We start from the raw sequence: 13,884 nt of genomic DNA on the forward strand, positions 1-13,884 counted from the left end.
CAAAGAAATGGTCATGCCAGGCGATAACGTCTCGATCACCGTCAAGCTGATCGCTCCGATCGCGATGGAAGAAGGTCTGCGCTTCGCAATCCGCGAAGGTGGCCGTACCGTCGGCGCCGGCGTGGTTGCCAAGATCTTGGCCTAATACGCCAAGGTAGAGGGAAGCAGGCAGGGTTGCAAAGCCGGCTTGTTTCCCTCGAACAGCATTGCCAGTGAGCGCGCGCTTGCTGTATAATGCTGGATTCAGCAGTAAAGTCTTCGTAGGGGTGTAGCTCAATTGGCAGAGCGTCGGTCTCCAAAACCGAAGGTCGCGGGTTCGATTCCCTCCGCCCCTGCCACCGAATTCTGGTGCGCAGCACCGAAAGTAAAGAAGAATGTCTAATCAATCCGTGCAAACTGTCAGCACCTCGAATGACAAGTTCAAGGTCGCGCTGGCGGTGGTTGCAGCGATTGCAGGCGTCGTCGGGTTCTTTTACCTGACTGGCCAGAACAAACCAGCCTTGGTCGCCGCAGGCGCCCTCGTGGCTGGTTTAGTTTTTGCTGTCCTGCTTTTGTGGACTTCCACCACTGGCCGTGATTTCCTGAGCTTTGCCAAGGAGTCGGTGCGCGAGACCAAGAAGGTTGTCTGGCCTACCCGCCGCGAAGCCATGCAGATCACCGGCATCGTGTTCGCCTTCGTGGTCGTGATGGCGATTTTCCTGTGGGGCACGGATAAGCTTCTCGAGCTCCTGTTGTACGACTTTGTCCTGGGTTGGAAATAACATGAGCGATAACGTGCAAGAAAATGCACCAGTGCCGGACGATGTTCCGGCCTCTGACGCTGGTGAACAGCCGGCTGCCGCTCCAGTGAGCGTCCCGGTCAGCAACAAGCGCTGGTACGTCGTCCATGTCTATTCGGGCATGGAAAAGAGCGTGATGCGCGCATTGACCGAGCGTGTCGAACGCGCGGGCATGCAAGAACAGTTCGGCCAGATCCTGGTGCCGACCGAGGAAGTCGTCGAGATGCGCAACGGCACCAAAGCCGTTTCCGAGCGCCGCTTCTTCCCGGGCTACGTGCTGGTTGAGATGGAAATGACCGACGAAACCTGGCACCTGGTGAAGAACACCAGCAAGGTCACCGGTTTCATCGGCGGCAAATCGAACAAGCCGACCCCGATTCCAGCACGCGAGATCGACAAGATCATGCAGCAAGTGCAAGAGGGCGTCGAAAAACCTCGTCCGAAAGTGCTGTACGAAGTGGGCGAGCAGGTCCGGATCAAAGAGGGCCCGTTCACCGACTTCAACGGCAACGTCGAGGAAGTGAACTACGAAAAATCGAAGGTGCGTGTCTCAGTCACCATCTTCGGCCGCGCAACTCCGGTGGAACTGGAGTTCGGGCAAGTCGAGAAAGTTTAAACGCCGTAATCGGAGCGTCGCAGTAGTCAGGCGGAATCCGGTAAGAGGAGCCCCGCCGAGACGAGTAGTCGTGGTGGGGCGCTACTACTCAAGTCAAAGATAGGAGCCTTTCATGGCAAAGAAAATCATTGGCTTTATCAAGCTGCAAGTTCCAGCTGGTAAAGCAAACCCATCCCCACCGATCGGTCCAGCACTGGGTCAGCGCGGTCTGAACATCATGGAATTCTGCAAGGCGTTCAACGCCCAGACCCAGGGTGTCGAGCCAGGCATGCCAATCCCGGTCGTGATCACCGCGTTCGCCGACAAGTCCTTCACCTTCGTGATGAAGACCCCACCGGCAACCTACCTGATCAAGAAAGCCGCTGGCATCACCAAGGGTTCGCCAAAGCCGCACACCGACAAGGTTGCGTCGCTGACCCGCGCCCAGGCTGAAGAAATCGCAAAAACCAAGCAGCCGGACCTGACCGCCGCCGACATGGACGCCGCAGTGCGTATCATCGCTGGCTCGGCACGTTCGATGGGCATCACGGTGGAGGGTCTGTAATGGCTAAGCTGTCCAAGCGCATTAAAGCAATCAAAGCAAAAGTTGACCGTAACAAGGTCTACGAGTTCGACAACGCTGTGTCGATCGTCAAGGAATTCGCCACTGCCAAGTTCAACGAGTCGATCGACGTCGCCGTTCAACTGGGCGTGGACCCGAAGAAGTCGGACCAGGTGGTTCGCGGTTCGGTCGTGCTGCCAGCTGGCACCGGCAAGACCGTGCGCGTCGCTGTGTTCGCTTCGGGCGACAAGGCTGAAGCTGCTAAAGCAGCCGGCGCCGATGTGGTCGGTATGGAAGACCTGGCAGAGCGCGTGAAGGCCGGCGACATGCCGTTCGACATCGTCATCGCTTCGCCAGACACCATGCGTATCGTCGGTACCCTGGGCCAGATCCTGGGCCCACGTGGCCTGATGCCTAACCCGAAAGTCGGCACCGTGACCCCAGACGTCGCTACCGCCGTCAAGAACGCCAAAGCCGGTCAGGTCCAGTACCGTACCGACAAGTCGGGCATCATCCACGCGACCATCGGCCGCAAGTCGTTCAGCGACGCAGATCTGAAGAGCAACCTGGTTGCCCTGATCGACGCCCTGAACAAGGCCAAGCCAGCGACCTCGAAAGGCGTGTACCTGCGCAAGGTCGCCCTGTCGTCGACGATGGGTGCCGGCGTTCGCGTCGACCACGCGTCGATCTCGGCTGCTGCTTAAGCGATAACGGCGCTTGCGCCGTTGTCGTCCCCGCGAAGGCGGGGATCCAAGTTGCTGTAAAAGTTTAAGTCGTCACAATTGTGACGCGCATCTTTGGGCTGTCGGAGCAATATACCGCTCCGGCAGGCAATCAAAGACCGTTGGGCCGAAAGCAGAGGTTGAGCTGACGGTTAATAGACCACCCAACGCAGATGGTGTACCCGAACAAGTTTTGTAGTCCAGCTGTGTGAGTTTATCCGCCCAGTTTTAAGACTTCTTAACTTCGGACGCCGTGTGTTCGAACCGATAAGGACATCTCGTCCCTATCATTTAAGGAGATTGACCGTGGGTCTTAATCTGAATGACAAAAAGGTCGTCGTCGAAGAAGTTTCCGCAAAAGTAGCAACTGCGCAAACCATCGTCGTGGCTGAGTACCGTGGCATCCAGGTTAGTCACTTGACCAAGCTCCGTGCAACCGCACGTGCCCAGGGCGTGTACCTGCGTGTTCTGAAGAACACGCTGGCTCGCCGCTCTGTCGAAGGCACGCAGTTTGCCCCGCTGGCTGATGCCATGACCGGTCCGCTGATCTACTCGATCTCGGACGACGCCGTTGCTGCCGCTAAAGTCCTCGCCGACTTCGCGAAAACCAACGACAAGCTGGTCCTGAAAGCCGGTAACTACGCAGGTAAGCAGCTCGACGTAGCTGGTGTTACCGCGTTGGCAAGCATCCCATCCCGTGAAGTCCTCATCTCGCAGCTGTTGGGCGTCATGCTGGCTCCGGTGTCGGGCTTTGCACGTGGTCTGGCTGCACTGGCAGCGAAAAAAGGCGAAGGTTCTTCCGAGGCAGCTCCGGCAGCCGAAGAAACCGCTGCTGCTTAATTTAAGCACAGCCTTTTTTCTCAAGTACTAACTGAACTACACACAAATCAAAACTGGAGTTTCAAATGGCAATTAGCAAAGACGATATCCTGAACGCAGTGAGCGAAATGTCCGTCATGGACCTGAACGAACTGGTCAAGGCATTCGAAGAGAAGTTCGGCGTGTCGGCAGCTGCAATGGCAGCTCCTGCAGCTGGTGGCGCAGCCGCTGGTGCAGCAGTTGAAGAGCAGACCGAATTCAACGTCGTCCTGACCGAAGTCGGCGCGAACAAAGTCGGCGTCATCAAAGCCGTCCGTGAAATCACCGGTCTGGGCCTGAAAGAAGCCAAAGACGTGGTCGATGGCGCACCGAAGACCGTGAAAGAAGCCCTGCCGAAAGCTGACGCTGAAGCCGCTAAGAAGAAGCTGGAAGAAGCTGGCGCCAAGGCCGAGCTGAAGTAATACATATGCACCGGGCACTTGATACAAGTGCCCAGCGCGGGAGTCAAAGCTTGCAAAACCTTCCGGAAGGAAGGAATTGCTGCTTTGGCTCTTTTGTCGTCCCTGCGGCAAACGTCAGAATATAGTGGCGACAGGGAACAGGCAGTACCGAATTCAGCAGCATCGTATCACAGCAGTTTGCTTGTCCTTTTCATCTGGCGCGAAAGAGTAAGAGACTTCAGGACTTGTGTGTGGTAGTGGCGTTCGCCACTGGCAAATCCTGAAATCTCCATCCTTTCTGTCACTCACGGAGTGTCCATGCACTACTCATTTACTGAGAAGAAGCGCATTCGCAAGTCGTTCGCGAAGCGCGCCAACGTTCACAACGTTCCCTACCTGCTGGCTACCCAGCTGGAATCCTACGAGAACTTCCTGCAGGCCGAATTCGCTCCGTCCTCGCGCAAGAACGAAGGCCTGCAATCGGCCTTCTCCTCGATTTTCCCTATCGTGTCGCACAATGGTTTTGCGCGCCTCGAGTTCCTGTCGTATGTGCTGGGCGACCCCGCGTTTGACGTGAAAGAGTGCCAGCAGCGTGGCCTGACCTTCGCGTCGCCGCTGCGCGCCAAGGTGCGTCTGGTGATCCTGGACAAGGAATCGCCGACCAAGCCTGTCGTCAAGGAAATGAAAGAGCAGGAAGTCTATATGGGCGAGCTGCCGCTGATGACCACGAACGGTTCGTTCGTGATCAACGGCACCGAGCGCGTCATCGTCTCCCAGCTGCACCGTTCGCCTGGTGTGTTCTTCGAACACGACCGCGGCAAGACCCACTCGTCGGGCAAGCTGCTGTTCTCGGCACGTATCATTCCTTACCGCGGCTCGTGGCTGGACTTCGAGTTCGACCCGAAAGACATCCTGTTCTTCCGCGTCGACCGTCGCCGCAAGATGCCGGTAACGATCCTGCTGAAGGCCATCGGCATGACGCCGGAGCAGATCCTGGCGAACTTCTTCGTCTTCGACAACTTCACCCTGCGCAACGATGGCGGCGAGCTCGAGTTCGTCTCCGAACGCCTGCGCGGCGAAGTCGCGCGCTTCGACATCGTCGACAAGGCGGGCAAGACCATCGTCACCAAGGACAAGCGTATCAACGCCAAGCACGTCCGTGACATCGAAGCTGCCGGCATCAAGTCGATCTCGGTGCCAGAGGACTACCTGCTGGGCCGCGTGCTGGCCAAGAACATCGTCGACCAGGACACCGGCGAGATCATCGCCGTGGCCAACGACGAGCTGACCGAAGAACTGCTGGGCAAGCTGCGCGACGCCAGCGTGACCGACATCCAGACGCTGTACACCAACGATCTGGACCAGGGCGCCTACATCTCGCAAACCCTGCGCACCGACGACACCGCCGACCAGACCGCCGCACGCGTGGCGATCTACCGCATGATGCGTCCTGGCGAACCGCCAACCGAAGAATCGGTCGAAGCCCTGTTCAACGGCCTGTTCTACATGCCGGAACGCTACGACCTGTCGGCTGTCGGCCGCATGAAGTTCAACCGCCGTATCGGCCGTGACGAACTGACCGGCGACATGACCATGTCGAACGAAGACATCCTGGCCGTGATCAAGATCCTGGTCGAGCTGCGCAATGGCCGCGGCGAAGTCGACGATATCGATCACCTGGGTAACCGTCGCGTGCGTTGCGTCGGCGAACTGGCTGAGAACCAGTTCCGTGCCGGCCTGGTGCGCGTGGAACGCGCCGTCAAGGAACGCCTCGGCCAGGCCGAAGCGGACAACCTGATGCCGCACGATCTGATCAACAGCAAGCCGATCTCGGCCGCGATCCGTGAATTCTTCGGTTCGTCGCAGCTGTCGCAGTTCATGGACCAGACCAACCCGCTGTCGGAAGTCACCCACAAGCGCCGCGTCTCGGCACTGGGACCTGGCGGTCTGACCCGCGAACGTGCAGGCTTCGAGGTGCGCGACGTGCACCCGACCCACTACGGCCGCGTGTGCCCGATCGAAACGCCTGAAGGCCCGAACATCGGCCTGATCAACTCGCTGGCACTGTACGCCCGCCTGAACGAATACGGCTTCCTGGAAACCCCGTACCGCAAGGTCGACGATTCCAAGGTCACCGACAAGATCGAATACCTGTCGGCGATCGAAGAAGGCCGCTACATCATCGCCCAGGCGAATGCGGCGATCAGCGACGCAGGCCAACTGGTCGACGAACTGGTCTCGGCGCGTGAAGCCGGCGAAACGATCCTGGTCTCGCCAGAGCGCATCCAGTACATGGACGTCGCCCCAGGCCAGATCGTGTCGGTCGCAGCATCGCTGATTCCATTCCTGGAACACGATGACGCGAACCGTGCACTGATGGGCGCCAACATGCAGCGCCAGGCCGTGCCTTGCCTGCGTCCTGAAAAGGCCGTGGTCGGCACCGGTATCGAGCGCACCGTTGCGGTCGACTCGGGCACCACCGTGCAGGCACTGCGTGGCGGTGTGGTCGACTACATCGATGCAGGTCGTGTCGTGATTCGCGTCAACGATGAAGAAGCGACGGCTGGTGAAGTCGGCGTCGACATCTACAACCTGATCAAGTACACCCGTTCGAACCAGAACACCAACATCAACCAGCGTCCGATCGTGCAGGTTGGCGACCGCGTTGCCCGTGGCGACGTGATTGCCGACGGCGCATCGACCGACCTGGGCGAGCTGGCACTGGGCCAGAACATGCTGGTGGCGTTCATGCCGTGGAACGGCCTGAACTTCGAGGATTCGATCCTGATCTCGGAAAACGTCGTCAAGGACGACCGTTACACCTCGATCCACATCGAAGAGCTGTCGGTGGTCGCTCGCGACACCAAGCTGGGCGCGGAAGAAATCACCCGCGACATCTCGAACCTGGCAGAAAACCAGCTGGCGCGCCTGGATGAATCGGGCATCGTCTACATCGGCGCCGAAGTGCAAGCCGGCGACGTGCTGGTCGGTAAAGTCACGCCAAAAGGCGAGACCCAGCTGACCCCGGAAGAGAAGCTGCTGCGCGCGATCTTCGGCGAAAAAGCGTCGGACGTGAAAGACACCTCGCTGCGCGTGCCTTCGGGCATGGTCGGCACCGTGATCGACGTCCAGGTGTTCACCCGCGAAGGCATCCAGCGCGACAAGCGCGCCCAGCAGATCATCGACGATGAACTCAAGCGCTATCGCCTGGACCTGAACGACCAGATGCGTATTGTCGAGGGCGATGCCTTCGAGCGTCTGGAGCGTATGCTGATCGGCAAGATCGTCAACGGCGGTCCGAAGAAGCTGGCCAAAGGCGCGGCGATCACGTCGGAATACCTGGCAGACCTGGACAAGTTCCACTGGTTCGACATCCGCCCGGCCGAAGACGACACCGCGAACGCCCTCGAAGCGATCAAGGAATCGATCAACGAGAAGCGTCACCAGTTCGACCTGGCCTTCGAAGAGAAGCGCAAGAAGCTGACGCAAGGCGACGAGCTGCAGCCTGGCGTGCAAAAGATGGTCAAGGTCTACCTGGCCGTCAAGCGCCGCCTGCAGTCGGGCGACAAGATGGCCGGTCGTCACGGTAACAAGGGTGTGGTCTCGCGTATCGTGCCGGTGGAAGACATGCCGTTCATGGCAGACGGTCGTCCAGCCGACGTCGTGCTGAACCCGCTGGGCGTTCCGTCGCGTATGAACGTCGGTCAGATCCTGGAAACCCACCTCGGTTGGGCAGCCAAGGGCCTGGGCTGGCGCATCGGCGAAATGCTGCAGGCGCAAGCCAAGGCTGCAGATCTGCGTCCGTTCCTGGCCAAGATCTACAACGAAACCGGCCGCAAGGAAGACCTGGACAGCTTCAGCGATGAAGAAATCCTGACCCTGTCGGCGAACCTCAAGAACGGCGTGCCGTTCGCGACCCCGGTGTTCGACGGCGCACACGAGGAAGACATCCGCCGCATGCTGGACCTGGCGTTCCCTGACGACATCGCTGCCCACCTGGGCATGACGCCGTCGAAGAACCAGGTCACCATGTTCGACGGCCGCACCGGCGAAGCGTTCGAGCGCAAGGTCACCGTTGGCTTCATGCACATGCTGAAGCTGCACCACCTGGTCGACGACAAGATGCACGCCCGTTCGACCGGTCCGTACTCGCTGGTGACGCAGCAGCCGCTGGGCGGTAAAGCCCAGTTCGGTGGCCAGCGCTTCGGTGAGATGGAGGTGTGGGCACTGGAAGCGTACGGCGCATCGTACGTGCTGCAGGAAATGCTGACTGTGAAGTCGGATGACGTGAACGGCCGTACCAAGGTGTACGAGAACCTGGTCAAGGGCGACCACGTGATCGACGCCGGCATGCCGGAATCGTTCAACGTGCTGGTCAAGGAAATCCGTTCGCTGGGTATCGACATCGATCTCGAGCGCAACTAAGCAGGGCCAGCATGGCCGCCAGCCTTCGGGCCCGGCCTGCTGCTCTTGAATTGTCGTTCCCGCGCAGGCGGGAACCTAAGCCCGGTGGTTTGCCGGCAAACTTGGATTCCCGCCTGCGCGGGAATGACCGTTTTAAGGGTTAGCGGACCGCGCAAGCACCGGCGAAAATCGGTGAGAAGCGGCGGCAGTAGTACTTAGTACAGAATCAATCACCTTTGGAGTGATACATGAAAGCACTGCTCGATCTATTCAAGCAAGTTCAGCAAAACGAAAGTTTCGACGCCATCAAGATTGGCCTGGCGTCGCCTGAAAAAATCCGTTCGTGGTCGTTCGGCGAAGTCAAGAAGCCGGAAACCATCAACTATCGTACGTTCAAGCCTGAGCGTGACGGCCTGTTCTGCGCCAAGATCTTTGGCCCGATCAAGGACTACGAATGCCTGTGCGGCAAGTACAAGCGCCTGAAGCACCGCGGTGTGATCTGCGAGAAGTGCGGCGTCGAAGTCACCCTGGCCAAAGTGCGCCGCGAGCGCATGGGCCACATCGAACTGGCTTCGCCAGTTGCGCACATCTGGTTCCTGAAATCGCTGCCGTCGCGTCTGGGCATGGTCCTGGACATGACCCTGCGGGACATCGAACGCGTGCTGTACTTCGAAGCATACGTGGTGACCGATCCTGGCATGACCCCGCTCAAGAAGAGCCAGATCATGTCGGAAGACGACTACGCCGCCAAGTACGAAGAGTACGGCGACGACTTCACCGCCTTCATGGGCGCCGAAGGCATCCGTGAACTGCTGCGCTCGATCGACATCCACCGCGATGCCGAAGCCCTGCGCGTCGAGCTGAAAGAGTCGAAATCCGAAGCCAAGATCAAGAAATACGCCAAGCGCCTGAAAGTGCTCGAGGCGTTCCAGCGTTCGGGCATCAAGCCTGAGTGGATGATCATGGAAGTTCTGCCGGTCCTGCCGCCAGAGCTGCGTCCGCTCGTTCCTCTGGACGGTGGCCGTTTCGCGACCTCCGACCTGAACGACCTGTATCGCCGCGTCATCAACCGTAATAACCGCCTGAAGCGCCTGATGGAACTGCGCGCACCAGAGATCATTACGCGTAACGAAAAGCGCATGCTGCAGGAAGCGGTCGATTCGCTGCTGGACAACGGCCGTCGCGGTAAAGCGATGACCGGCGCCAACAAGCGTCCGCTGAAGTCGCTGGCCGAAATGATCAAGGGTAAAGGCGGTCGTTTCCGTCAGAACTTGCTCGGTAAGCGCGTCGACTACTCGGGCCGTTCGGTCATCGTGGTGGGTCCACAGCTGAAACTGCACCAGTGCGGTCTGCCGAAGCTGATGGCCCTGGAGCTCTTTAAACCCTTTATCTTCAACAAGCTGGAACTGATGGGTCTTGCGACCACCATCAAGGCTGCGAAGAAGCTGGTCGAAGTGCAAGAGCCAGTGGTCTGGGACATCCTTGAGGAAGTCATCAAGGAACACCCAATCATGCTGAACCGTGCACCAACCCTGCACCGCTTGGGCATTCAAGCATTTGAGCCAGTCCTGATCGAAGGTAAAGCGATCCAGCTGCACCCGCTGGTCTGCGCGGCGTTCAACGCCGACTTCGACGGTGACCAGATGGCAGTCCACGTCCCGCTGTCGATCGAAGCGCAGATGGAAGCGCGTACGCTGATGCTGGCGTCGAACAACATCCTGTTCCCATCGAATGGCGAACCGTCGATCGTGCCGTCCCAGGATATCGTGCTGGGTCTGTACTACGCGTCGCGCGAGGCGATCAACGCCAAGGGCGAGGGCATGATGTTCCCGGACGTGTCGGAAGTCATCCGCGCGTACGACAACAAGGAAGTCGAACTGGCGACCCGCATCACCGTGCGTATCGTGGAATTCCCACGCAACGCCGAAGGTGGCTTCGACCAGACCCTGACCCGCTACGAGACCACGGTCGGCCGTGCGATCCTGTCCGAGATCCTGCCGAAAGGCCTGCCATTCTCGGTGCTGAATCGTTCGCTGAAGAAGAAAGAAATCTCGAAGCTGATCAACACGTCGTTCCGCAAGTGCGGCCTGCGTGCGACGGTCGTCTTCGCCGACAAGCTGATGCAGTCGGGCTTCCGCCTGGCAACGCGCGCCGGTATCTCGATCGCTGTCGACGACATGCTGATCCCGGACGTCAAGAAGGGCATGATCGCGACCGCCGAAGCCGAAGTGAAACAGATCGAGCAGCAGTACAGCTCGGGTCTGGTCACGGCTGGCGAGCGTTACAACAAGGTCGTCGACATCTGGGGCAAGACCTCGGATGAAGTCGGCAAGGCGATGATGGACCAGCTGAAAATCGAGCCGGTCACCAAGCGCGACGGCACCGAAGGCACCCAGGAATCGTTCAACGCGATTTACATGATGGCCGACTCGGGCGCCCGTGGTTCGGCAGCCCAGATTCGCCAGCTGGCGGGTATGCGCGGCCTGATGGCGAAACCGGACGGTTCGATTATCGAAACGCCGATTACCGCGAACTTCCGCGAAGGCCTGAACGTTCTGCAGTACTTCATCTCGACCCACGGCGCTCGTAAAGGTCTGGCGGATACGGCACTGAAGACCGCGAACTCGGGTTACCTGACCCGTCGTCTGGTGGACGTGACGCAAGATCTGGTGGTGATCGAAGACGATTGCGGCACCAACAACGGCACGCACATGAAGGCGCTGGTCGAAGGTGGTGAAGTCATCGAAGCCCTGCGCGACCGTATCCTCGGCCGTGTGACCGGCACCGATGTCGTCAATCCTGAAACCCAGGAAACCCTGTACGAAGCCGGCACGCTGCTGGACGAAGACATGGTCGAAGAGATCGAACGCGTCGGCATCGACGAAGTCAAGGTCCGCACCCCGCTGAACTGCGACACGCGCTTCGGCCTGTGCGCCAAGTGCTACGGTCGCGACCTGGGCCGCGGTAGCCTGGTCAACAGCGGCGAAGCAGTCGGTGTGGTCGCTGCACAGTCGATCGGTGAGCCGGGTACCCAGCTGACCATGCGTACCTTCCACATCGGTGGTGCGGCATCGCGTGCAGCAGTGGCATCGTCGGTCGAAGCCAAGTCGAACGGTACGGTCCGCTTCACCGCGACCATGCGTTACGTCACCAACGGTAAGGGCGCGCAAATCGTCATTACTCGTTCGGGCGAAGTGCTGATCACCGACGACCACGGCCGTGAGCGCGAGCGTCACAAGGTGCCGTACGGCGCGACCCTGCTGGTCAAGGATGGCCAGACCGTCAAGGCTGGTATCGCCCTGGCAACCTGGGATCCGCTGACCCGTCCGATCATCACCGAGTACGCCGGTACCATCCGCTTCGAGAACGTCGAAGAAGGTGTCACCGTGGCTCGCCAGGTCGATGAAGTGACCGGTCTGTCGACCCTGGTCGCGATCGATCCGAAGCGTCGTGGTTCGGGCAAGGTCGTGCGTCCACAGGTCAAGCTGCTGAACGAAGAAGGCCAGGAAGTGAAGATCGCCGGCACCGAACACGCCGTGACGATCGGTTTCCAGGTCGGCGCGCTGATCATGGTCAAGGACGGTCAGCAAGCAACCGTTGGTGAAGTGCTGGCACGTATCCCGACCGAATCGCAGAAGACCCGCGACATTACCGGTGGTCTGCCGCGCGTTGCCGAACTGTTCGAAGCACGTTCGCCGAAAGACGCGGGCATGCTGGCTGAAGTCACCGGTACCGTGGCGTTCGGTAAAGAAACCAAGGGCAAGCAACGCCTTGAGATCACCGACATGGATGGCAACAAGCACGAGTTCCTGATCACCAAGGACAAGCAAGTGCTGGTCCACGACGGTCAAGTCGTGAACAAGGGCGAGATGATCGTGGACGGTCCGGCCGATCCGCAAGACATCCTGCGCTTGCTGGGTATCGAAGCGCTGGCCCGCTACATCGTGGACGAAGTGCAGGACGTGTACCGTCTGCAAGGCGTGAAGATCAACGACAAGCACATCGAGGTGATCGTTCGCCAGATGCTGCGTCGTGTTCAGATCACCGAAGCAGGCGACACCGACTACATCGTCGGCGAGCAGGTGGAACGTTCGGAACTGCTGGACGCGAACGACCGCGTGAACGCAGTCGGCAAGCTGCCGGCACAGTACGAAAACGTGCTGCTGGGTATTACCAAGGCATCGCTGTCGACCGATTCGTTCATCTCGGCCGCATCGTTCCAGGAAACCACCCGCGTGCTGACCGAAGCGGCGATCATGGGCAAGCGCGACGGTCTGCGCGGCCTGAAAGAGAACGTCATCGTCGGTCGCCTGATCCCTGGCGGTACCGGTCTGGCATTCCACCGCGCCCGCAAAGAGAAGGAAGTGTGGGAAGCGGAAGAGCGTCAGGCACTGCTGCAGCAAGAGAAGGCCAATATGGCTGCTGAGCTGCAAGCGATGGAAGACCAGCAAACTGCACAGGCTTCGGCTGAGCAGCATAACGACGGCGAGTGATCGCGTAAGTTGTTAGTGAAAGCGGCACCCTGAGGGGTGCCGCTTTTTTTTGTCCGATGAATTCGCGGCGACGGTCACGATTGCCTACGTCGGTGCCAGAGATAGCCTAAGGCTAGTCCGCCTATGACAAGTGCCAATGCACCATAGGCTCGCAGGTGGTAGCTGCTGCCTTGTGATTGGTGAAACGCATTCTACGAAGCAGGCATCTAGTCGAAGCGCTCGAAGATATTCAGCAAATGCTTCCACCGATACTCTTCCCGGTGACGAGATCGAAGCCGAAGTTGCAGATGTGGTCGCCTTCCTTGCTGCGCGTGCACGAGAGATTCTCTTTATCTCTGGCACGAAATCGCGTCCCACTTCCCTCGGTGCATGCATCATGTTTGTCTGGCCCAATCGCATCGAAGATCTGTTGGGCCGCCTCTCCTTCAATAGAGAATGCAATCTTCTTGTCGTTCGTCTTGGGAGGAATGGGATCTCCAAGTCCGCCACCATACAGCCAGTACGAGGCTTTTGCCGGCTTATATGGTTCGAGATTGTCGCTGGCGACAGAAGCGGGCGGGATCAAGAGGATCAATAAAAGACGCAAGAGTCGAATGTTCATCGCCTGCCTCAAGCTAGCCCAACATGAAAATGGTCGTCGTGCCCGCGGCTGGGCCGGACGCCAGTGATGGAAGCGTCATTAAAAAGTATCCCTTGAACGTAAGGATGGCGCAGGAATAGCCCAATCAAGACAGCGGTTGCTGCCTGATCATATTGCGGATCACCGATGCTGCATCCAATTTCACGACCGTCTTTTCGGATTGTGCGAACATCTACTTGAAGCCCGTCTCGATGTGACCGATGAGGCTTGAATTCTGCACCATTCGCAAGGCTGATATTTCCCACGCCAAACTTTCGGCGGTCAAGTTGACTCCATTGATAGCCTATCAATAGCAGAAGCGTGATCATGCGCGGATGCGCATACTGTCCCTGTCCCCTGCTAGGCGTGCCGTAGGTGTAATAGCCGCCTCCCTCGTATCGTTGTGGAAGAACGAAAAAACCACGATCGTCCTGCGGTGATGCTGTCATCG

General features: G+C 59.0%; 11 protein-coding genes and 1 tRNA gene. 10 read left to right on the top strand and 2 right to left on the bottom strand.

The window, feature by feature from the left end; genetic code table 11:
• From SOM28_RS24520 to rpoC, 10 genes are all read left to right on the top strand, one after another.
• A partial coding sequence (locus tag SOM28_RS24520) for an EF-Tu C-terminal domain-related protein (protein ID WP_491715954.1) occupies nucleotides 1-145 on the top strand: 145 nt, incomplete at its 5' end.
• Between the two features lie 117 nt (nucleotides 146-262).
• Nucleotides 263-338 (top strand) — tRNA-Trp (locus SOM28_RS24525).
• 36 nt (nucleotides 339-374) lie between these two features.
• Nucleotides 375-761 carry a preprotein translocase subunit SecE gene (gene secE / locus SOM28_RS24530; protein ID WP_005663637.1) on the top strand — a complete coding sequence of 129 codons (387 nt, stop codon included), beginning with the start codon at nucleotides 375-377 and terminating at the stop codon, nucleotides 759-761.
• 1 nt (nucleotide 762) lies between these two features.
• Entirely contained in the window at nucleotides 763-1,395 is a 633-nt protein-coding gene (gene nusG, locus SOM28_RS24535; protein WP_123070146.1) for a transcription termination/antitermination protein NusG, read from the top strand.
• A 112-nt stretch (nucleotides 1,396-1,507) separates the two neighbouring features.
• Entirely contained in the window at nucleotides 1,508-1,939 is a 432-nt protein-coding gene (gene rplK / locus SOM28_RS24540) for a 50S ribosomal protein L11 (RefSeq protein WP_123070147.1), read from the top strand.
• A complete protein-coding gene (gene rplA / locus SOM28_RS24545; protein ID WP_123070148.1) occupies nucleotides 1,939-2,640 on the top strand; it encodes a 50S ribosomal protein L1 in 702 nt (233 codons plus the stop codon). Before rplK ends, rplA begins: the two co-directional genes overlap by 1 nt.
• A gap of 324 nt (nucleotides 2,641-2,964) precedes the next feature.
• Nucleotides 2,965-3,498, top strand: coding sequence for a 50S ribosomal protein L10 (rplJ, locus tag SOM28_RS24550; RefSeq protein WP_147936279.1), 534 nt, complete (start codon nucleotides 2,965-2,967; stop codon nucleotides 3,496-3,498).
• Nucleotides 3,499-3,563: 65 nt separating this feature from the next.
• Nucleotides 3,564-3,938, top strand: a complete 375-nt coding sequence (gene rplL / locus SOM28_RS24555) for a 50S ribosomal protein L7/L12 (protein ID WP_123070150.1) — start codon at nucleotides 3,564-3,566, stop codon at nucleotides 3,936-3,938.
• Between the two features lie 297 nt (nucleotides 3,939-4,235).
• The gene (gene rpoB, locus SOM28_RS24560) at nucleotides 4,236-8,342 is read left to right on the top strand and encodes a DNA-directed RNA polymerase subunit beta (RefSeq protein ID WP_320469738.1); all 4,107 of its coding nucleotides are present in this window, start codon (nucleotides 4,236-4,238) and stop codon (nucleotides 8,340-8,342) included.
• 227 nt (nucleotides 8,343-8,569) lie between these two features.
• Complete coding sequence (gene rpoC, locus SOM28_RS24565; protein WP_123069016.1) at nucleotides 8,570-12,814, top strand: DNA-directed RNA polymerase subunit beta'; 4,245 nt, start codon at nucleotides 8,570-8,572, stop codon at nucleotides 12,812-12,814.
• Between the two features lie 229 nt (nucleotides 12,815-13,043).
• Here the strand turns inward: rpoC and SOM28_RS24570 are convergent, their stop codons facing one another.
• Together SOM28_RS24570 and SOM28_RS24575 are read right to left on the bottom strand one after the other, a co-directional pair.
• Complete coding sequence (locus tag SOM28_RS24570; protein ID WP_123069017.1) at nucleotides 13,044-13,415, bottom strand: hypothetical protein; 372 nt, start codon at nucleotides 13,413-13,415, stop codon at nucleotides 13,044-13,046.
• An 8-nt stretch (nucleotides 13,416-13,423) separates the two neighbouring features.
• The gene (locus tag SOM28_RS24575; protein WP_123069018.1) at nucleotides 13,424-13,882 is read right to left on the bottom strand and encodes a penicillin-insensitive murein endopeptidase; all 459 of its coding nucleotides are present in this window, start codon (nucleotides 13,880-13,882) and stop codon (nucleotides 13,424-13,426) included.
• Nucleotides 13,883-13,884 lie beyond the last annotated feature (2 nt).

This window comes from Massilia sp. CFBP9026 (assembly GCF_034045165.1).
Classification (GTDB): Bacteria; Pseudomonadota; Gammaproteobacteria; order Burkholderiales; family Burkholderiaceae_D; genus Telluria; species Telluria arenae.

What these genes read in the sequence shown, in the direction of transcription:
- rplK (WP_123070147.1), top strand. Translation starts at nt 1,508, where the DNA reads ATGGCAAAGAAAATCATTGGCTTTATCAAGCTGCAAGTTCCAGCTGGT.
- rpoB (WP_320469738.1), top strand. Translation starts at nt 4,236, where the DNA reads ATGCACTACTCATTTACTGAGAAGAAGCGCATTCGCAAGTCGTTCGCG.
- secE (WP_005663637.1), top strand. Translation starts at nt 375, where the DNA reads ATGTCTAATCAATCCGTGCAAACTGTCAGCACCTCGAATGACAAGTTC.
- rplL (WP_123070150.1), top strand. Translation starts at nt 3,564, where the DNA reads ATGGCAATTAGCAAAGACGATATCCTGAACGCAGTGAGCGAAATGTCC.
- SOM28_RS24575 (WP_123069018.1), bottom strand. Translation starts at nt 13,882, where the DNA reads ATGACAGCATCACCGCAGGACGATCGTGGTTTTTTCGTTCTTCCACAA.
- rplA (WP_123070148.1), top strand. Translation starts at nt 1,939, where the DNA reads ATGGCTAAGCTGTCCAAGCGCATTAAAGCAATCAAAGCAAAAGTTGAC.
- rpoC (WP_123069016.1), top strand. Translation starts at nt 8,570, where the DNA reads ATGAAAGCACTGCTCGATCTATTCAAGCAAGTTCAGCAAAACGAAAGT.
- SOM28_RS24570 (WP_123069017.1), bottom strand. Translation starts at nt 13,415, where the DNA reads ATGAACATTCGACTCTTGCGTCTTTTATTGATCCTCTTGATCCCGCCC.
- nusG (WP_123070146.1), top strand. Translation starts at nt 763, where the DNA reads ATGAGCGATAACGTGCAAGAAAATGCACCAGTGCCGGACGATGTTCCG.